This window comes from Mycobacterium sp. IDUB_17, assembly GCF_055419465.1.
The window spans coordinates 765,259-783,256 of sequence record NZ_JBVAXS010000001.1 but is presented as its reverse complement, the minus strand read 5'-3'; the positions used below and the strand labels follow the sequence as shown (position 1 = coordinate 783,256).

Here is a 17,998-nt window from a genome sequence, read left to right as displayed (position 1 = left end):
TTCACTCCCCTTCGGGTCACGCGCCTTCCAGGCGGGTGACGACGGCGCGGAGGGACGCGAGTGCGTGTTCGTCCTCGATCGCGGGGTCGCCGGTCGAGTCGAAGCGTTCATCCCGCTCGACCAGTAGGCGGAGCTTCTTCACCAGCGCCCTTCTCACGGGAGCATCGGCGGTGGCACAGTGTTCGGCGAGGTTGATACCCGCCTCGCGGGACCACCCGTCTTCCATCGCTCCCGTAACGATCTTCGTGATGCGTGCAGGTGTCGCCGGTAGGGCAAGGCCCAGCTCAAGCATTCCGAGAGCGGCCTGCGCACTGACCTTGTAGTCGGTGCCACTCCAGTTCTTCCGGCCGGTCACCACGAGATCCGCGAGGAGCGATTCCAGGTCGTCACGGGCGGAAGCGGTCAGGACGTTCGACGCGTGCCAGGTGGCTGCGAGGTTGATCGCGTCGGCGATGGGGCCGCGACCCCCGTCGATGATGCCGCGGAGCACCGGCCAACTCTGCACTGCCTCTTCCACTGAGGAATCGGCGAGGCAGCGAAGCGCCGTGAGCTGTCTCTCACGCCCAGGGTTGCTGGTGGCCGGCTCGCTACCCACGAGGTCCCGACACCAATCGAGGAACCGCGCGTCCGAGCGGTCGCCCCAGTGCGCGAGTACGTCGGACTCCACGTACTCGAGGTCGGCTTCGAGTACCCGGTGGAAGTCGCCGATGTTCTCGGTGAGTCGCGCGAGCGAGAGCAAGACGATCGCGTCGCCACCCTGCGCGGCTTCGCGGAGAAGTTCGATGCTGTCGGTGTCGTTCCATGCGGCGAGAGCCCCCGCAACCGCTCTCGGGTGCTCCGGCAGCAGGGCCCGGACGTCGGGGATCGCGGCGGACGCGATGCGGGCGGGCCATGTGCCGATCCAATCGACGAGACTCGCGGCGCAGTCCGACTTCGATTCGGCTGGCGACGCCTGTCGGAGCGCCTGACGGACACCCTCGACAAGCGGTACTGTGCCTGAACTCCGCTCGCGTGCAAAGGCATAGCCGAGACTCATCAAGCCGTTCGCGGATGCCGCCACCATGACCGCACGTGCCGCGGGATTGGTGATCAGAGCACGCGCAAGCAATGTGGACCAGCGATCATCGCCCGACCGGAGCAGCGCAAGCGCAGCATCCGCTCGCGCATCGGAATCATGGGCGTTCGAACCGATCTGCGCTCGATACCCGCCCTGGACGCGGTCGGCGACAGTGACGAGCGCGTCCCGTACTCCCTCACTCGCGGGCAGCTGGCGGAGGGCCCCGATCATGAGAACAGGGTTGGCGTCCGGCATCGCGGCGAAGGCGAGCAGACGGCGGATTGCGCCCGGTGCGTTCGATCGGGATGTGAGCACAACATCGACCAGCGCATTCACGGTCGACTCGTCCGCCGACGGCAACTCCTCGAACACCCGCATCGCAGCAGTGGGGTTCACACCGCTCAGCCACTCGGCGACATCCTCGACACCGACCGCTGCAACCGGGGCAACCTCGACCGCGAGCGCCCAGTCAGCGACCAACGCCTCGACAACGGGCTGCTCGGTGCTCCCGCCCTCGATCCGCGCGAGCGTCGCGGCCATCACCATTCCCGGATCCCCGTCGGCGAGGAGGGCGGACACGTCGCAGCCCCAGCGCACGAGCGTCGCCGTGCACGCCCATTCAACGGCCTCCGCCGGACGTCGCGATGCCCGAGCGACAAGCATCGAGACCGCGTCGTCATCCACCGGACCGACGGCGCCCACCAGCAGTGCGGCGGCACCGGCCTCAGGCACATCCAAGGCGACGAGCGGCCGCACCGATTCCGCGATGGTCGCGAGCGACGATTGGGCGTCGCGAACAAGTGCGGTCATGTCGGCCTCGAAATCCTCGACCGCCGCGTACTGCTCCACGGACATGGCGTACATGAGCAACAGCCAGGCCACCAGGTCCGGGTTCGCGGTCAACCGGGCGCCCAGCATCGACGCCAGTGCCTCCATTGCCGGTGGCGTCGAGTCGTAGATCGTGCCCTGGTGCAGCACCGCGGCCCACAACTCTTGAACCGACTCCTCGACGGTCGCCGAGTCCGTCACGCCTTCCAACCAGCCTGGCACGTCCCCGGCATCACCGTAGGCGTGCGAAAGCGATGTCCATTCCGTATCTGTCAACCGTGCACGCCATGAATTCCGGATGAGGTTGTCGCTCATGCTTGCGCTCCGTGGGTCATCATCTGCTGGGCCACAATGATATTCGACGCAGAATTCCGTCGCGCAGAGCCAGGGTGTGGAACAGCACCGCACAGATGTGCGCGGTGAACGTCGCGAACAACACGTAGGCGGCCACAGTGTGTGCCGTGCGCAGCGCCGCGTAGAGGGTGATGTTGTGTGGGGCGATCGCGGGCAGGTGCAACGCCCCCACCATCACCACCGGGGACTGCGCGGCCGACAGCATGGCCCATCCGATCAGGGGCTGCACCAAAAGCAGTGCGTACAAAAGGTATTCGGAATAGCTGGCGACCCGCCGCTCCACCGGTCCCATCGTGCCCAGGAACGGCGGCAGCCGATGGGTCAGCCGGTTGATCAGCCGCACGATCGCGAACACCAGGATCGCGATGCCCAGCGGTCGGTGGATCGCCAGCAGCAGCGGGTAGTAGCTGAGCGCGGCGATCATCGTCACCCCGATGAAGAACTGCGCGATCACCATGACCGCCATGGCCCAGTGCAGCAGTCTGGCCGGCAGGTTGAACCGCGTGATCGGCGGTTTCGTCTCGGTGGTCATTGCTCACCCGCGGGGACGACGACTGCGCTGGGCGACTTGGGTTCTCGGGCCCTCCGGTTGAACGAGCGGGCGTAGACCGCGGATCGCGCACTCAGCAGCGGATCGTCGGACGCGGCCAGACCGTCGGGCAGCACCATCGGATCGAAGTTGATGTCGCGGGCGTTTCCGGGGGCCTCGGTGTGGACGGCGTCGATGGTGATGGTGCCCGCCTCGATCGTGGGGCGGTTCGTCGGCCATGGCAACGTCGGGTCGTTGGTGGGGTCACCGGGTTCGGCGAGCGTGAGGATCAGTTTCCAACTGACCGGGCCGCGGGCCACCGTGTCGATCAGTGCATCGAAGAGGCGGTTTTTGTCGTTGTCCGGCGGTTCGGCGAGCTGTTCGGGTGACACGGGCTGTTCCGGCATGGCTGTCCACCGGATGAACGTCGTCTCACCCTTGTCGTTGATGGCACGGAAGGCGTGCAGCCCACGGTAGGTGCTGTCGGCGAATCCGGAGCTCGGCGGGTCCTGCTTGATGATTTTCATCGCCGCGGCGGTCTCCGGATGGGCGGCCAGGAAATCCGCCATCGCCTGCGGGTCCGGCTTGCCGGTCTGCGGTTGTGGGCGTGACGCGAGCATCCGGTCGTAGAAGCCCTGCGGGGTGTTGTCGGTGAACACCGGGATGTTGACCATCGCGATGCGCCACTGCTCGCCGTTTGGAAGCCGGAACATCAGGCCCAGTCCCCGGCCGGTGTCGGGCTTGTCAGGTTGGTCGGGCAGGCCGCCCGACAGTGAGAACCTGCCGACGACGGGCACCGCGCCGGGTTTGAACACCGCCGCCCGACTCACCTGAGCACCTGCACCCGTGCTGGTGAACGTTCCGGTGGCGGCCAGTCCCTTGGCATGGTTGCGCCGGAATCCGTCGTGCCGGCCGGCGATCTGTTCGAAGCGGTCGACGAAGTCGGCCGGCGTCAGCGCATCGGGCCGCAGCCAGCCGGCGGCCTCGGCGAGTCCACCGACACCGACCGCCGCGACACCACCGACCGCGGCCAGGCCGAGCAATGCTCTCCTGCGGTTGAGCGGCGGAACATCATCGGATTTCATCGTGGTCGCACCCCTCTTCGACGCCGGACGCTGTCCAGTGTGAAACGGTATGCGGGCGCGCGCCGTTCAATCGGCCGAACGCGGTGCCGAGTCTGTGTGTCGGCTGCCATGCAACCGCAGAAGTCTGTGAATAAAAGGAAGTCCAGGTGTGCCCGAGGTCGGCCAAATGCCTATACCGTCGTGACGTCCATCGACGATCGACTTAACAGCAAGCGCATGTTTCTTCATGGCCTGCCGCATCCACTGAATCCGATCAAGCAAGCCTGACTCTAGAAACGGGTGGACTCAGAAACCGGAACTCGGCACACTCATGATGCGGTTGTGCATACGTTGTTCAAAGATCCGCGTACTGGGTCCACACTTACTTGAACGGTATGCGCCAGGCTGGATGACCGACTGTGTCACGGGGTGTGCATGCTGCGGATCCGCGGTGACATGAGAGGACTGCATGGGCGGTTTTGTTCGTCTCCAGGACGGTAACTGGTCATGGAAGAGTTCGATGACCAGCTTCTTGTTCGATTTTCTTGAGGACACATTGCCGGAGGGGCCAGCGCGCCAGGAAATTCACGAGCTGAATGAAAACAATGTCCTGATACTTGATTTGCGGGATCAATCGCGTCGCGAGATGGTAGATCTCATTGCCGACCAGCTTCTTTCGTGGGTGGCGACAAACGCCGCGGACCCTGCAGCACTGTCCAAGGGTTACGGTGAGCTGGTTGACCTCGCCAAGATGCAACAGGGTCGCAATCAGGCTGCAGCCGAATTCAGGAAGTGATTGCAATCCTGACTTCTGGTTGACCACTACGGGATGCTCGGGGATCTGCATCCCGAGGCTGATACGTGTCTTTCAGCCGCCACGCGAAGCCCACTGCGGGTCGAGCCCTGACCAGTTACAGCTACCAAGTCGCCCAACGCCACGCCGAAATCGCCGGCCACCAATGGTCCCTTCTGTTAGCGTCGACTCGCCATCATGGAGTAGATCAGCGGTAGATCGCCCGGCTTCGGACCGGGAGGGCGCGGGTTCGATCCCCGCCTCCATGTCGACGCGACCGCCATGTCGCAACCTGGTGTAGCTCAGCGGCAGAGCATCCGGCTCGTAACCGGGAGGGCGTGAGTTCGAACCTCACCACCAGGTCACCCCTTAATTCTGGAGACTGTCGTGCCCGACGAGCACTACCCCGCCGCGTCTATGAGGTACGCGACCCAGCAGCTGCAGCGCGCGATGGCCCGGGCAGTTGAGCTGGGCGATGCCGCGGACCGTGAGCGGGTGCGGCAGAAAGTACGACGCTGGGAAGATGTCGTGTTCGGGATCGCCAGCGGCCAGATTTCCGTGGGCAATCGCACACCTGTCGCCGACACTCCGGTTTGGGTGACCTTGGAGGTCACCCACGGGGGCTTCGCCACCGGACGGTATCTGGCGGAGAGCGCACTCGATGACGACGAAATGGCGCTGCTGACAACGCTGCCCGGCGATACCCCGGGTGCGAATGAGCGTGAACGGCTCAATCTATGGTTTCTAAGCGATGCCGGTCAGACGCAGCTGCGCGAGGCCTTGCATAGCGGCCATTACCGCGTGGAGATACCTGAAGAGGCCGCTCTCAGCGTCGTAGTGCTGTTGTTGGACAACGACTTCCCGGAACAAGCGTTGGACCTCGTCGCAGAACTGGGGCCGTTCATGAACCGGCTCAGGTTCACCCCACGGTTCGAGTCGGTGGCCCGCTTGTCGGGGGCTGCGGTGCGGCTGGCCTCTGCCACGCAGACGGCACAGTCATTACGAGCGGTGTCAGTGCCGCCCCAGATCGCTACGATGGGGGCAACGCTGGCCGTATGGAACCCACTGTATGACCGACTCGTAGCGCTGTGGTCCACCACAGTTGAGGGTCAATTGCCTCACCGCGACGGAACTCGGGCCGTGCATGGAGGCTGGCCCTGCCAACAATGGCCGCCAAAGTGGGCGCACGATAGGGCCCGCTGGCTCGCCGACTTCGCGCAAGCATGCAGCAGTGATGAATTCGTTGGTCGCCACGCCCACCCCAAGAGCAATTTCGCCACGCTGCACCGCGCTCTTGAAAGCTGCCCCAACGGGGGTGAAACACTGCCCGCCCATGAGGTCGGCGGGATCCGTCGCGCTCTAGCGAACACGATCACCCGGCACGGAGCCGCCGGCTCTCAGCACCGAGACACACTCCGAGCGACTCAGCTCAGAATCGCCAACGCGCCAACATACGCCGCACTGGCCCGCGTGCTCGCCCGACGCTTGGACCGCTACCCCACGGACGCAGGTGTGCCTTCGCTAGATTCGATCGCCGCCGACGTCACCGAAGCCGATGAGCCAGTCGACAGCATCCCCACGGGGACACCGATCCCGCAACACTTGCTGCAGAAGGCAACTCGCGCGCTAGAAGCGCCCGTGGATGAGTTGGTGAGCCGTGGTGTCATCAGCTCCAGCGAGGTGCTCGCGATCGTGCTGCCGCAGCTGACGTCACGGCTTACTGCAGCAAGCATCGGCGATCCGGTGCTGGCCGGCCTCTACGAGCAGACCTACACCGCGTTCCGCCGCCGTCGTAGCCTGCTGCTCCTCAACCTCGAACACCAGGTGCGCTTTGAGGAATTGCCGTGGATCGCTGCGTTGCAACCATGCCGATCTCGGCACGCGGACAACGCCAAGGCGGCCCGGCAATCTCTGCGACAAGCCAGCATGCTTGCCCTGACTGCGTTTCCCCACACCATCTTGCCCAACTCACTGATCCGCGAACTCGGCACGCTGGCGACCAAATCCGGGCTGCAACTGCCGCTGGTGGAGGAAGTCGCCGCTGACATCTTCATGGGCACCTTCACCTCAAAATGGCGTAGCGCCGCTGCTATCGCTAGCCGCACCATGGCCGGCACCCTCTACGCCGACTACTACGATCTCCCGCCTGCTTGGTTCTGGGCGGCCCGAAGCGACGCCCCGAAACGATGGGGAAAGCCGACAGCAGAGGACTTCGCTCAGGTATGCGCTAGGCGAGCCGAAGAGGCAGGCGCCACGGAATACCAAGCCCGCAACGGCTCCTGGGTCGCTCGCAACGGCGCCATTCTGGAACAAAGCCAGATACTTACCACCCATAACCTTGCGACACTCGTGTACGAGCTCGACCTCCTTGACCAGTTGCGCGATAGCTCACCCCAATTGGTCCGCAACACATTCACCTGGGTTATCCGACGACTCGCACAACCCACCCATGACTGGCACTCTGCACTGATCCAAATCAAGAACGCCGCATACGCCTGGCGTCAGGCAATCTTCCTGCTCTGCTTCTGCGATCCTGTGGTGCAACAGTCACAGGTGGGGCTGCTGCACGACGAAGCCCTTGCGGCCGGCATCCACAACCAATTCCGGCCAGCGATCGACGGACTGGACCACGTCATCGGCGGAAAGACATTCGCAGCGACCGGCACCGTGCCGGCGGGTACGGGCCGACGTTTCCTCGGATGGGCAGTGGGCCGACACTGGTATCAGCCTCAGCCATAACGCCGGTGAGTCACAGATTGCCATCTCGCGGGTCAGCCAATACGCCTGGCGGACACCAGTTTCGCGGTCAACACGCAGAAGCCGGCCAGCAGGATCGCCGCGCCCGTAGCGGCCGGAATTGCGATGTTCGGCTGGTCCAGCCCGGCCAGGCTATAGGCGGATACCCCCGTCGCGATCACGAACACTGTGGCCGGCAAGTCCCACCGGCGGTGGACGAGCCGCAGAGCGCCGGGCGGAAGCCGTACCGTCTGTTCCCTGTAGATCCATGCAACGCTCGCCGCGGCGGTAATCGCTAGAGCCGCACCGAGGATGGCCGCCATGACCGGGGCCGCGATGGCGGTGAGCACGGGTAACAGAAGCATGCACCAGAAGGCGAAGGTGACCGCCACAAGCACCGAGGTTCTGCGCACGATGCCGCGGGCCAGCTCGTTCGCATCGACCATGCCCCCGTCGATCGCCGCCGCGGCCAGCGTCGAATCGACAGCCCGGATAAACCTAAACCGGAATCGGGCGACCTCAGCGGCGACTGCATGCATACCGGCGTCACCGGGATCCAGCCGCAACGCCTCCAAGAGCAGGGCATCGGCGCGCCGCAGCGGGCCACGCCGCTGGAGGTAGAAGACCAGCCACGCGAGGGCGTAGACAATCAGCGCGACGCCCCTGGTCACCAGCACTGCGAACACCGCCCACCACGGGCGAACCTGGAAAAATCTGGCGCGGTCGATCTCGACGAGCGCTTCCGCGAGTGGTCCCACGGGAGACGCGGGGTCGACAGCGCGGATCGACTGTGCGGTCGACCGCGCGTTTTTGCGTTGCTTGACCTCGAGGTAGGCCTGCGTCAGCGTGAAACGGTAAAAGGGGTTGGTTGGCGCGAGTTGCGTGGCCGCATAGGCGGATTCGATCGCTTCCTGGGGTTCTCCGGCGCCATCGAGGATCGCGCGGGCCCGGGTGTCGAGTACCTGAGCCTGGCGTGGGTTCATGGCCAGGGAACGTTGGGCCCACATCCGGGCATCGCGCGCGTGACCCCCCGCTTGGAGTGCGAACGCCAGGAGCCCCAGCAGCTCGGCGTTGTTCGGATCGCTCTGCAATCCGACGCGCGCTGCCTGTGCCGCGTCCTCGTTGCGGTCGAGATCGAGAAGTACGCGTACTTTCTCCGCCGCACGCTCGGCCGTCGACGTCATCGCCGCTTCTTTCTCCTCACGAGGTAGCGCTCGAGTTCGGTGTAGTCCTCCTTGTTTTCGGCGAACGCGACATAGTTCTGCGCCAGGCTGAACCACGACGCCGTGCTGGCCTGGGTGTCCTTGAGTGCCGCGTCGAGGTGACGTTGGTTGACCGGTTGTGTGGAGCCGCGTCGCACCGAGTCGTGTAGTGCGAACTCGACGGCGCGGCGGCACAGGCCGGCCAGGTCCGCGCCCGAGTACCCGTCGGTGCGCTCGGCCACAGCGGCCAGGTTCAGCCGCTCAGTCGGGCTGGTGCGCAGGTGGTGCGCCAGGATCGCCTCTCGGGCGGGCCGATCGGGCGGCAGCACCAGCACTTTGCGATCGAACCGGCCCGGACGCAGCAGGGCGGGGTCGACGTCCCACACCTGGTTGGTGGCCCCAAGTACCAGTAGCCCCTCGTTGTCGCTGGTCGCCCCGTCGAGTTCGAGCAGCAACTGGTTGACAATGCTGCGGATGAAGCTCGATGTCTGGGCGCGCTTGTGGCCGAGTGCGTCGAGCTCGTCGATGAACAACACGGTCGGGCGCATCTGCCGGGCTTCTTCGAAGACACCCTTGATGTTTCGCTCGCTGTTGCCGAGCCACTTGTCGAGGATGTCGGCGATGCCGACATGGATGAAGAACAGCCCGAGTTCGCCCGCCAGCGACTTGGCCAGGAACGTCTTGCCGCATCCGGGCGGACCCCACAACAGGAGGCTGGATCGCAGTGCATGCCCGAACGACTTGCGCAGTTCCTCGTTACGCATGGGTTCGAGAAAGCTCATCCGCAGCCGCTGTTTGACGTCGTCCATGCCGGCCACATCGTCGAGCGTGAGCTCCGGGCGGACGATCTCCATCAGGTCACTGACTGGGATGGCGTCGTCATCGTCGTCGGCCGTGGCCCATGCTTCGGCCTGCGGCACCTGTGCAGGTGGCGGCGGCGCGGCAGAAACCCGCTCGGGGATGGTCGGTTGCGGTGCGCGAGTGGGCATACCGAAACCATCGAGTGCCGCGCTCTTACGCGCGAGGACCTCGGCGTCCCCAGGGGTCTGCTGCAGGAGCAGTTCACAATGACCGAGCGCGGCCACGTACTGCCCGTCGTCCACGAGCAGGTCTGCCAGGTGCAGGCGCAGTGCGCGGTTGGCCGGGTCGGCGCGCACTGCGCCGTCGATCGCAGCCAGAAGCTGAGGGTCTACAGCCATTCCGTGCCATCCTCCCGCCCACAAACGGTCATCCACCAAGACCGCGCACCGACAGAGTAATCACCTGCTCCGACGTGGACTTCTACTCCACATATATTGCAGGCATTGCTTGACGCAACGCTGTACCGTCCGCGTTGAACTCAGCCCGTCAATAGGCGGGACAGTGAAACTCAGGCGGCTCCGTACACAACCAAATAATCGAGCAGAGGAACCAATGACCCGCAGCGAGGAAACCTGGTCCGACACGCAGTACCCATCCGAGCCACTCGGCGCGACCGATCCCCGTGACCTCACCCTGCCGCTGTACGGAGCCACATTCGGCCAGGCGGTGTCGCGGTTCTTCCGCAGCTACGCGCGCTTCTCCGGCCGCGCGTCGCGCAGTGAGTACTGGTGGGTCCAGCTGGCAGTCGCAGTAGTCACCCTTTTCTGCGTGGCAATCGTCGCCGTAGCCGGAGATCCCAGCGCGCTCGGGCGCATGTCCCTGGTACCGGTGGCGGTATTCGTACTGGTGTGCGCGGTTCCAAGCTGGGCACTCTTGGTCCGCCGGCTCCATGACGCCGACTTGCCAGGATGGATGTCCCTGCTATTCCTGTTGCCCTACATCGGATCCGTGTTCCCGATCGTCTTCGGCATGCTGCCCTCCAAGCCGCTTGGTGAACGTTTCGACCACCGTGATGACTACGACGATGATTCGGCTGCCTGATTGGGATGCAATCGATGCCGCATTTGCCCGGCGTGACGTCCGAGCTGCGCCCGTACTGCAGCTAGTTGGGCTTACGGGATTCGCAGGCCAGACCGTTGCGGTCACCGTCGAGCCAAGGCGCATAGTCCCGATCACCCATGGGGATGTCACGGCGGTACGTGTCCTTACAGGACGACACGGGAGGGCGCCCACTCGTCGAGGGAACCGTATAGGAAGGGCTGGGTCCTGAGTCGCCGTTGCGCAACAGCATCACAAGGGCTACCACCACCAACAGGACTGCAAGCAGAATCCAGCCGATCACCCCCCGGAGCTTCACTCGTCGTCGCCGAGGTGAAGCATCCATCATGCCGCGGATCGTAGCGCCAACCCACGACGGCAAGGGCTGGAATCAGGCCGCGGGACGAGTGTCGAGGCAGCTCTTGCACGGTCACAGGAGCGACCACCGTCAAACGGTGTTGCCGTGCGGGGGTTCGCGAACCATCATCGCCAATCTCATCTCAGCGTTGGGGTCTGCCTGCCGTGGTACGTCCCAGTTCACAACTATGTATTCAGTTCCGTCGATCCTGATGCGATCGCCGATCTGGAACGTTTGGTCTCCGAGCTGTTCCAGGTCGACCACGGCGCATCGACCGCGGCCGGTGATCGTGAACCACGATTCGGCAGTGAACTCGATCATTCGCCGAGGCTACATCGACACGAGGTTGCCGCAGTCAAATTCGGCGCCGAGTTCCAATGTCTGCACGACCCATAACTGGTTAGAATAGTCAACCGCCAGCCCGGAGCAGAATTCTTTCTCAAGATGAGGTCGAGGTGCCAGGAAAAGTATCATTTGCAAAATGGATGAACCCTGGCGAACTTGCAGTACCTGCCTTAGGCGTCATCGCGTCCCTCCCGCTCGGTATCCGTGAACTTGTTTCGCAGCCACAACATCGGGTGACGAAATATCTGCAAGCCACGTACATGCGTAATACCGAGTTGACGCTTCACGAGTTCGGGGCCGCATTCCAATACCCTTACGGTACCGGACTCAACTGGGATGCACTTGACGACTGGATGCGAGATGAATTTTGGTTTGGCCCCGGTGAGGAATATCTGATCGTGATCTACGAGGCGCAATTACTTCTAATAGACGATCCGTCTGGGTTCGCTATTTTGATCGAGAGCATCGATGAACTCTGGGCAGAATACTGGAAATCCGATTCGGTTCCGCCTGTGCGTTTCCGAGTGCTATTGCAGGTTGATCCACCTGCCGCCGGAATACTCGTTTCGCGCCTGGAGCGCACCAAAGCCGTCTGGCAAGACATCTCCGAATTAACCGATTGCCGCTAGGCGTGCCTGAGTTGCGGACAGTGACGCGTCGACGTCTACGCCGTCGACCTAGCCCCGCCGAGCACGGTCAGCGTGTCCAGGTCATCGTCCTGGGCCACGCGCACAACGCCGGGGCATACTCGTGGACTGGTTGCCAAACGTGAGCAGGAGATCTTCGACGCCATCCACGAAAGCGGCTGCGCGGATCGGGATTTCAGTCCCACCAGAAGTTCCAGAAACTCCACTCGCCCAACCCGTCGCGGAACACTTCCGGCGGCAGGCCCTGCTCGATATTATCGGGGCAGAATGCGTAGTGCTCTCGGAGTAGAGCGTCGAGTTGCTCCTTCGATACCGGGCGACGCCCCACCTGGACCGCCATCGTGGCGAACCCGATACTGATCAGCACCGCGCCGAATCGGTCCTCCCATGAGCGCAACACGGCGCTGAAATCCGCACCGGACAAACCGTAGTTCGTTCCGCCCCACCAACCCAGCGCCGCGGGAACGTCTGCGGGCCGGGCGACAGATACCAGCAGCAGCCTGCCACCTACCCCGATTCCGAGCGCCCGTGCGTCCAGGTCCGTGCCAGGCTGCGGGGACGCTAGTTCCGTGACGGCCGGCACCGTCGGATCCTCGTCGTCGTCACGGGTCAAAACGGCGAGCACGTCAGGGATCTCGTCCTCCGGGCCATCCATCTCGCCGAAGGCCCACGGCTGGTCGAGCCGACCTTGGGGGTGGCCCTCGGCATGCAGTGGCCAAAGGCCGGTCTGCGGGAAGACTGCGGCCAGCGCACGGACCAAGTCCTCCAGCTGCGCGGCAGGCAGCAGATCGACGCTGATCCAGGCCACGGCCACGCCCATACCCTCCCGCGCCACCACGATCCGGCCGAGCGGCAGGGCAATCCCCGCCAAGTCGCCTGCGTCGGCCGCGGGCAGCCGCCCCGGGGTGGCACGGAACATCGCTGGTTCCTTCGGGGTCATGGACACTGGTACGGCACTACTTCGAGTCCGTATTGCTCCGAGCTTCCATCGCCCGACGGGATCGTCGGTGCGATAGATGCCTTATTTGCAGGAGTGTACGAGGCTGCACCGACACCGAGTCAGCTTTCACAGCACGATGTCTTGGCGGCCGACCTCGACGATCGTTTCGCCAACTCTTCACCGCCAGGAGTCAACTCCACCCGAATCCTCGAATCCGCATCTGCCGTTCGGGCATGATTGCGCGGTGAACTCGCGGTGGTGGAGGTTCTTCGACCTGGCGCTGTACCGGCTGCGCTGGATTGGCCCGCCCATTTACTTCGGCCTCGGTCTCTACATGATCTGGCAGGCGATTCGATGGATTCCGCACACCCCCATGCCGAACCAACTACTCGGGTGGGGATTTCTAGCGTTCGGTCTCGGCTGCCTACGGCAGTCCTACAAAGAGTTTCGCAAAGCCCGCGATGAAGAGCCGCCATCCTGGCCGCCCGAGCCGTACCAAACGGCGTCGACCCCGTGGCGGCACCCGCTTGCGCCTGAATTGCGGAAACAACTGCTGTCCACATTCGCTTTGCTGGAAACCGCCGGGATTCTCGACCCCGGCGAAGTATCCGATGACGAGGTCGTCGAGTGTGCCGAAACCACCGACGTATTCGAGGACATGGACTTCCACTCCGTGACGATGGTTCTGGAGATGCTGGGGGACGAACGAGACCCGCCGCTTCGCCACCTCGCGTTCTTCACCAACCAGGTGGAGTTCTATGACGACGATGCATTCGAGATCGTGCGCGAGTTTGCCCGAATCAGCGGATATACCGGCCCATTGCGCCAGTTCAAGTGCGACATGAGCGGCGACTACGCGCGGGGTGCCGACTTGGACAGTGAACCCAACGCCGTCATCGAATTCCAGATGGGCACCGCCCGACACTCTCTGCCCTTCATCAGGTACGCCAAGTACCTGCCCGACGGGCTGATTGAACAGCTGGCGCCCATCTTTGCCCCACCCGAACGCGCGGAACGCTTCTACCTCGTGTGGGATAGCGAGAATCTGGACATCACATACACAACCCCGACGCAGATCGCCGAGTTCAACGCCGCTCTTGGACCGGAACCATCCTGGGTGGAAATCAAATGATCGGAATGGGTTCTGAGGGAGGTGGATCTGCGCGATGGGCACAAATGCGGTCGTGATCGGGGCTAAATCGTTGGCCGCCAGCGTCGCTGTCATCCTCGTTGGCCGCTACGACGGATTTGGGTAGCCGTACAGGTCGTATCCGAGCGCAGCGAGTTCAGCAGTGAACTTCCGACATGATCGTCACACAAGGTGGTGCCGACACGATCGAGCGCTACAACGCGTCGGCGGCCGGGAAACAAGCATCGATGCGCTTGGGGCGCAACTGATGCCCCGCTGGGTGAGCATCCTCGTCGGACTTGCCCTCAGTCCGATCCTCGGCCTCCTCGCCTACGGCGTCTCCACAAAAATCGTGGTCGCCATGCTGGAGACCTGCTTCCAAGAAGTCGACGCGGGTGACACCTTCATCGTCGTCACTCTGTTGGGACCAGCCGTGCTCACCATCGCCGCCACTGCGGTCACCTACACAGTTGTTCACCTACTCATTGAGCGTGACTGGTCGATATACGTCGCAGTCGCCGCAGCCTTCCTGGTCGCAGCGGCCATGGTCGTCTACGCAATCAACTCCCAATACAACGCCGTCCCAACCGAACTCTGCCCCACCGGCACCCCGTCGTGGTGGCCGTGGCAGGTGGACTAGTTGTCTCAAGCATCGAATGCCAGATGCGGCGGTCTCAGCATCGGTGATTGGTGAGGAGTCGCTGATTCCTTTGCCGGAACGGCCTTTTGCGGCGGCGGTGTGCAGTCGGTTGCTCCTTCCCCAACATCACCAGGGCGATGAAGTGCACGCCGACAACGAACTGGACGGTAAAGGGCGCGGCCCAACTGGGCACGGACCAGGCGCGAAGGCCGATGCCACGCGGCCGAAGATCCGACAAGAGGCGTGACCCCATTCTCTGGCATGGCACAACCGAAGGCGAGATTGAGCAAAAGCCCAATTCTGTTGACGGCAGCGGAGCCAACACGTCATACCCGGACTTCTCCGTTGCGGGAAGCGGGATTTTATGGCCTCTCCGGTGGGTCGTTAGCGTCGGATTCATGGAGTGGAGTTTTCGGTCGGCTGAAGAGTTGGTTGTCACGTTGCGTGCTGGAGAGGTGTCCTCGGTGGAATTGACTGAGGCGGCGATCGCTGGGATCGAGCGAGATGACGAGGCCACCAACGCGATTTGTGTGCCGGACTTCGATCGGGCGCGGGAGGCTGCGCGGCATGCCGACCAGGCGCGTGCCCGGGGTGAGGATCGGCCGCTGCTGGGTATTCCGGTGACTGTCAAGGAGTCCTACAACATGTCGGGCCTGCCCACGACCTGGGGCATGCCGCAGTACCGCGATTTTGTGCCGGCCGAGGATGCGGTACAGGTATCGCGGCTCAAGGCCGCTGGTGCCGTGGTGCTCGGGAAGACCAATGTGCCGTTGGGGCTGCAAGATATCCAGAGCTTCAACGAGATCTACGGCACGACCAACAATCCGTGGGATAACGAGCGCACGTCGGGCGGATCCTCCGGCGGATCGGCGGCTGCCCTGGCGTGCGGATTCGGCGCGCTGTCCGTCGGCTCCGACCTGGCCGGTTCGCTGCGCACCCCCGCGCATTTCTGCGGTGTCTACGCCCACAAGCCGACAGTCGGGCTGGTGCCGACCCGCGGTATGGTCGCGCCGCCCGCGCCGGCCCTGCCGACCGATCTCGACCTCGCCGTCGCCGGTCCGATGGCGCGCACCGCGCGCGACCTCACCCTCCTGCTCGACGTCATGGCCGGACCGGACCCTCTGACGCTCGGCGTCGCGTACGACGTGACGCTGCCGCCCGCGCGCCACGAGCGGCTCCGCGACTTCCGTGTCCTGGTCCTCGACCAGCATCCGCTCATTCCGACCGGGTCCGCGGTGCAGGCAGGCGTGAACCGCGTGGCCGACGCGCTCGTCGACAGCGGTGCCCGCGTCGAACGACACAGTCTGCTGTTTCCTGATCTGACCGAGGCCGCGATGCTCTACACGCAGTTGCTGTTTTCTGGCTCCGTTGCACGTTTTCCCGTCGACGCGTACGAGCAGCTGCAGACCCGCGCCGCCGGACTGAGTACAGACGACCAGAGTCTCGATGCGGCGCGGCTGCGCGGGATGGCGTTGAGCCACCGCGATTGGATCGAGGTGAACAACCGTCGCGAGCTCCACCGCCACGGTTGGCGGCAGTTTTTCGCCGAGTTCGATGCTGTGGTGTGTCCGATCACGCCGACTCCCGCCTTCCCGCACGACCACGACCCCGACCTGTTGGAACGCCGGATCGACATCGACGGCGTCGAGTACCCGTACTTCGACCAGCTCGTCTGGGCTGGCCTGGCTACCATGCCCGGACTGCCCGCCACCGCCATACCGGCGGGCCGATCCCCCGAAGGTCTGCCGGTGGGAGTGCAGCTCATCGGACCGATGTTCGAGGACCGCACCCCGCTGCGGCTGGCCGAACTACTCGAACAGGAGATCGGCAGCTTCCAAGCACCGAGCTAGGGCAACCGAGCCCCCGGTCGTGCGGACAAGGATCACCGCGCCATTGGCAGGGTGCGCGCCGTTTCGAGGAATGCGAGTTGCTCTGGTGTGCCGGCAGACAGTGGGCGGTCGATACGGTCCAGAATGACCACCGATGGAGCCAGTATCGACTCAAGCATTGCGCGCCGAATTCGGTGGGTGCTACGGAAATTCGCTTCGAATACCGTCTTGACCAGCACCTCGAAAACGTCAAGGTCGATGTAGTAGTAATCCGATGCCATCTTGTTCAGCCCAGTCGGGACACCTAGTAGATCTCCGACCTGCTCAACAAACCGAACGTACAGTTCGCCAACCTGCAGGGCCGGACTCCACACAGTGACGTCCCCGACGTCGAAGATGAAACTCACAATGACCTTTCGCCACGCATGCTAGGTATGCCTAATCCAATTATCAACTGGTGCAAGTAATTCCACAGAGATTTGGACGTCCAGGGTTGGCTCATGTTCAGCGGCCTCGGTCACTCGGGCGTTCATTTCGTCAGCGTGTCTGTGAGAACGTGCTGGGTGGCACTCCGTGCCAGCGCTTGAAGGCGTGGCAGAACGTCGAGGTCTCGGTGTACCCGAGGCGCCGCGATACCTCGTCGACGGTCAGCCCGACATTGCACAGCAGATCGCGCGCGAGGGCCGAGCGTGCCTCGTTCACCAGTGCGCGGAATGAGGTGCCCTCCTCAGCGAGCCGGCGCCGTAGCGTGCGTGGATGCATATCGAGTTCGGCTGCCACCTCGGGCAGGGCCGGGAACCCGCCGGTATCGCGAAAAAGCTTGCTACGCACCACAGCAGTGATACCGCGACGGTGCTCATAACGCTGCATCAGCGCATCACATTGGGCGATGCACAGATCGAGGGTATACGGATCGGCTTGCGGCAACGGCTCGTCGAGCATGGCGCGGGGAAAGTGCAACCGGGAGTGGGCACGGCCGAACGCCACATTCGGGAGTGGCATCAAGGTCAAGAGCGGCTGCAGCACTTCCTCGTCGATCGACACCTCGGCGGTTATGCGGTCGGCGTACTGCGCCACCACCGGATACGCGAAACTGGTTGTGGTGGCGATTATTCCAGCGATATCCCGTTCGACGAAGAAGCGCTGGACATCGCGAGGCAGATGGCCGGCGTTGAGTTCCAGTACGCAGTCTTCGGCACCCTCGAACAGCTGCAGATCGATCTGCAGGGTGGTCAGGGCGAAGTACCGCATCCCGATGCTGAACAGTTCGCGCAGCGTGGCACACGACATGACCGCGAACCCGAACAGACCCATGTGCGTCAGGGCCGACCGACCACCGACATCGACGCCCAGTCCGGGTGCATCGGGCAACTGGGCCTGCAGGTGGCGCACCGCCAGAATCTCGTCGTGGGCGCTGATCACACCATCGGGATCATCGAGATCTGCGGGCGTCAAACCGGTTCCGGCCAGGACCTGTGTCGCCGGGACGCCGCGCTCCACGGCCACCTCACACAGCACCCGGGTGGCATGAATCGGATGGCATACATCGGCTGACCACGCTGAACCTGACCCGGCCATGGACCTCCAGTCGTTGTCCCAAAATCCCAACTCCGTGTCCGATAGTCCCATTCCCCGTCGGTCCTGTCAC

General features: G+C 63.8%; 16 protein-coding genes and 2 tRNA genes. 9 read left to right on the top strand and 9 right to left on the bottom strand.

Features of this window, described 5'->3' with window-relative positions; genetic code table 11:
- Positions 1-16: 16 nt before the first annotated feature.
- The 3 genes from ACZYZ7_RS03865 to ACZYZ7_RS03855 all read right to left on the bottom strand — a co-directional run bounded on the left by ACZYZ7_RS03865 (position 17) and on the right by ACZYZ7_RS03855 (position 3,853).
- A complete protein-coding gene (locus ACZYZ7_RS03865) occupies positions 17-1,975 on the bottom strand; it encodes a hypothetical protein (RefSeq protein WP_463740246.1) in 1,959 nt (652 codons plus the stop codon).
- Positions 1,976-2,219: 244 nt separating this feature from the next.
- Entirely contained in the window at positions 2,220-2,771 is a 552-nt protein-coding gene (locus ACZYZ7_RS03860; protein ID WP_463740245.1) for a cytochrome b, read from the bottom strand.
- Positions 2,768-3,853: a catalase family peroxidase gene (locus tag ACZYZ7_RS03855; protein ID WP_463740244.1), complete on the bottom strand. Its 1,086-nt coding sequence runs from the start codon at positions 3,851-3,853 to the stop codon at positions 2,768-2,770. The genes ACZYZ7_RS03860 and ACZYZ7_RS03855 overlap by 4 nt, the downstream gene beginning before the upstream one ends.
- Before the next feature lie 499 nt (positions 3,854-4,352).
- Here ACZYZ7_RS03855 and ACZYZ7_RS03850 point away from each other — a divergent pair, with 499 nt between their 5' ends.
- The 4 genes from ACZYZ7_RS03850 to ACZYZ7_RS03835 all read left to right on the top strand — a co-directional run bounded on the left by ACZYZ7_RS03850 (position 4,353) and on the right by ACZYZ7_RS03835 (position 7,364).
- Entirely contained in the window at positions 4,353-4,628 is a 276-nt protein-coding gene (locus tag ACZYZ7_RS03850; protein ID WP_463740243.1) for a hypothetical protein, read from the top strand.
- Between the two features lie 194 nt (positions 4,629-4,822).
- Positions 4,823-4,894 (top strand) — tRNA-Arg (locus ACZYZ7_RS03845).
- A gap of 22 nt (positions 4,895-4,916) precedes the next feature.
- A tRNA-Thr gene (locus tag ACZYZ7_RS03840) sits at positions 4,917-4,988 on the top strand.
- Positions 4,989-5,042: 54 nt separating this feature from the next.
- Positions 5,043-7,364: a hypothetical protein gene (locus ACZYZ7_RS03835; RefSeq protein ID WP_463740242.1), complete on the top strand. Its 2,322-nt coding sequence runs from the start codon at positions 5,043-5,045 to the stop codon at positions 7,362-7,364.
- 32 nt (positions 7,365-7,396) lie between these two features.
- Here ACZYZ7_RS03835 and ACZYZ7_RS03830 read toward each other — a convergent pair whose 3' ends face one another.
- The gene (locus ACZYZ7_RS03830; protein ID WP_450069115.1) at positions 7,397-8,545 is read right to left on the bottom strand and encodes a tetratricopeptide repeat protein; all 1,149 of its coding nucleotides are present in this window, start codon (positions 8,543-8,545) and stop codon (positions 7,397-7,399) included.
- Positions 8,542-9,762 carry an AAA family ATPase gene (locus ACZYZ7_RS03825; protein WP_463740241.1) on the bottom strand — a complete coding sequence of 407 codons (1,221 nt, stop codon included), beginning with the start codon at positions 9,760-9,762 and terminating at the stop codon, positions 8,542-8,544. Before ACZYZ7_RS03825 ends, ACZYZ7_RS03830 begins: the two co-directional genes overlap by 4 nt.
- A 214-nt stretch (positions 9,763-9,976) precedes the next feature.
- Here ACZYZ7_RS03825 and ACZYZ7_RS03820 point away from each other — a divergent pair, with 214 nt between their 5' ends.
- On the top strand, positions 9,977-10,465 hold the full coding sequence (locus ACZYZ7_RS03820; protein ID WP_463740240.1) for a DUF805 domain-containing protein: 489 nt from the start codon (positions 9,977-9,979) through the stop codon (positions 10,463-10,465).
- Positions 10,466-10,910: 445 nt separating this feature from the next.
- Here ACZYZ7_RS03820 and ACZYZ7_RS03815 read toward each other — a convergent pair whose 3' ends face one another.
- Complete coding sequence (locus ACZYZ7_RS03815) at positions 10,911-11,141, bottom strand: hypothetical protein (RefSeq protein ID WP_463740239.1); 231 nt, start codon at positions 11,139-11,141, stop codon at positions 10,911-10,913.
- 134 nt (positions 11,142-11,275) lie between these two features.
- On the opposite strand from ACZYZ7_RS03815, the gene ACZYZ7_RS03810 reads away from it, so the two are divergent.
- Positions 11,276-11,794 carry a barstar family protein gene (locus ACZYZ7_RS03810; RefSeq protein ID WP_463740238.1) on the top strand — a complete coding sequence of 173 codons (519 nt, stop codon included), beginning with the start codon at positions 11,276-11,278 and terminating at the stop codon, positions 11,792-11,794.
- Between the two features lie 193 nt (positions 11,795-11,987).
- On the opposite strand, the gene ACZYZ7_RS03805 is transcribed toward ACZYZ7_RS03810, so the two are convergent.
- On the bottom strand, positions 11,988-12,731 hold the full coding sequence (locus ACZYZ7_RS03805; RefSeq protein ID WP_463740237.1) for a DUF4253 domain-containing protein: 744 nt from the start codon (positions 12,729-12,731) through the stop codon (positions 11,988-11,990).
- A 265-nt stretch (positions 12,732-12,996) separates the two neighbouring features.
- Here ACZYZ7_RS03805 and ACZYZ7_RS03800 point away from each other — a divergent pair, with 265 nt between their 5' ends.
- From ACZYZ7_RS03800 to ACZYZ7_RS03790, 3 genes are all read left to right on the top strand, one after another.
- A complete protein-coding gene (locus tag ACZYZ7_RS03800; RefSeq protein WP_463740236.1) occupies positions 12,997-13,884 on the top strand; it encodes a hypothetical protein in 888 nt (295 codons plus the stop codon).
- A 265-nt stretch (positions 13,885-14,149) separates the two neighbouring features.
- A complete protein-coding gene (locus ACZYZ7_RS03795; protein WP_463740235.1) occupies positions 14,150-14,521 on the top strand; it encodes a hypothetical protein in 372 nt (123 codons plus the stop codon).
- A gap of 398 nt (positions 14,522-14,919) precedes the next feature.
- Positions 14,920-16,371: an amidase gene (locus ACZYZ7_RS03790; protein ID WP_463740234.1), complete on the top strand. Its 1,452-nt coding sequence runs from the start codon at positions 14,920-14,922 to the stop codon at positions 16,369-16,371.
- A 32-nt stretch (positions 16,372-16,403) separates the two neighbouring features.
- Here the strand turns inward: ACZYZ7_RS03790 and ACZYZ7_RS03785 are convergent, their stop codons facing one another.
- Together ACZYZ7_RS03785 and ACZYZ7_RS03780 are read right to left on the bottom strand one after the other, a co-directional pair.
- Positions 16,404-16,757, bottom strand: coding sequence for a DUF6086 family protein (locus ACZYZ7_RS03785; RefSeq protein WP_463740233.1), 354 nt, complete (start codon positions 16,755-16,757; stop codon positions 16,404-16,406).
- Positions 16,758-16,887: 130 nt separating this feature from the next.
- Positions 16,888-17,928 (bottom strand): AraC family transcriptional regulator, encoded by a 1,041-nt coding sequence (locus ACZYZ7_RS03780; RefSeq protein ID WP_463740232.1) that lies wholly within the window; start codon positions 17,926-17,928, stop codon positions 16,888-16,890.
- Positions 17,929-17,998 lie beyond the last annotated feature (70 nt).

Coding starts and splice junctions, on each gene's coding strand:
- ACZYZ7_RS03865 (WP_463740246.1), bottom strand. CDS start 1,975: ATGCTGGGCGCCCGGTTGACCGCGAACCCGGACCTGGTGGCCTGGCTG.
- ACZYZ7_RS03860 (WP_463740245.1), bottom strand. CDS start 2,771: ATGACCACCGAGACGAAACCGCCGATCACGCGGTTCAACCTGCCGGCC.
- ACZYZ7_RS03855 (WP_463740244.1), bottom strand. CDS start 3,853: ATGAAATCCGATGATGTTCCGCCGCTCAACCGCAGGAGAGCATTGCTC.
- ACZYZ7_RS03850 (WP_463740243.1), top strand. CDS start 4,353: ATGACCAGCTTCTTGTTCGATTTTCTTGAGGACACATTGCCGGAGGGG.
- ACZYZ7_RS03835 (WP_463740242.1), top strand. CDS start 5,043: ATGAGGTACGCGACCCAGCAGCTGCAGCGCGCGATGGCCCGGGCAGTT.
- ACZYZ7_RS03830 (WP_450069115.1), bottom strand. CDS start 8,545: ATGACGTCGACGGCCGAGCGTGCGGCGGAGAAAGTACGCGTACTTCTC.
- ACZYZ7_RS03825 (WP_463740241.1), bottom strand. CDS start 9,762: ATGGCTGTAGACCCTCAGCTTCTGGCTGCGATCGACGGCGCAGTGCGC.
- ACZYZ7_RS03820 (WP_463740240.1), top strand. CDS start 9,977: ATGACCCGCAGCGAGGAAACCTGGTCCGACACGCAGTACCCATCCGAG.
- ACZYZ7_RS03815 (WP_463740239.1), bottom strand. CDS start 11,141: ATGATCGAGTTCACTGCCGAATCGTGGTTCACGATCACCGGCCGCGGT.
- ACZYZ7_RS03805 (WP_463740237.1), bottom strand. CDS start 12,731: ATGTTCCGTGCCACCCCGGGGCGGCTGCCCGCGGCCGACGCAGGCGAC.
- ACZYZ7_RS03795 (WP_463740235.1), top strand. CDS start 14,150: ATGCCCCGCTGGGTGAGCATCCTCGTCGGACTTGCCCTCAGTCCGATC.
- ACZYZ7_RS03790 (WP_463740234.1), top strand. CDS start 14,920: ATGGAGTGGAGTTTTCGGTCGGCTGAAGAGTTGGTTGTCACGTTGCGT.
- ACZYZ7_RS03780 (WP_463740232.1), bottom strand. CDS start 17,928: ATGGCCGGGTCAGGTTCAGCGTGGTCAGCCGATGTATGCCATCCGATT.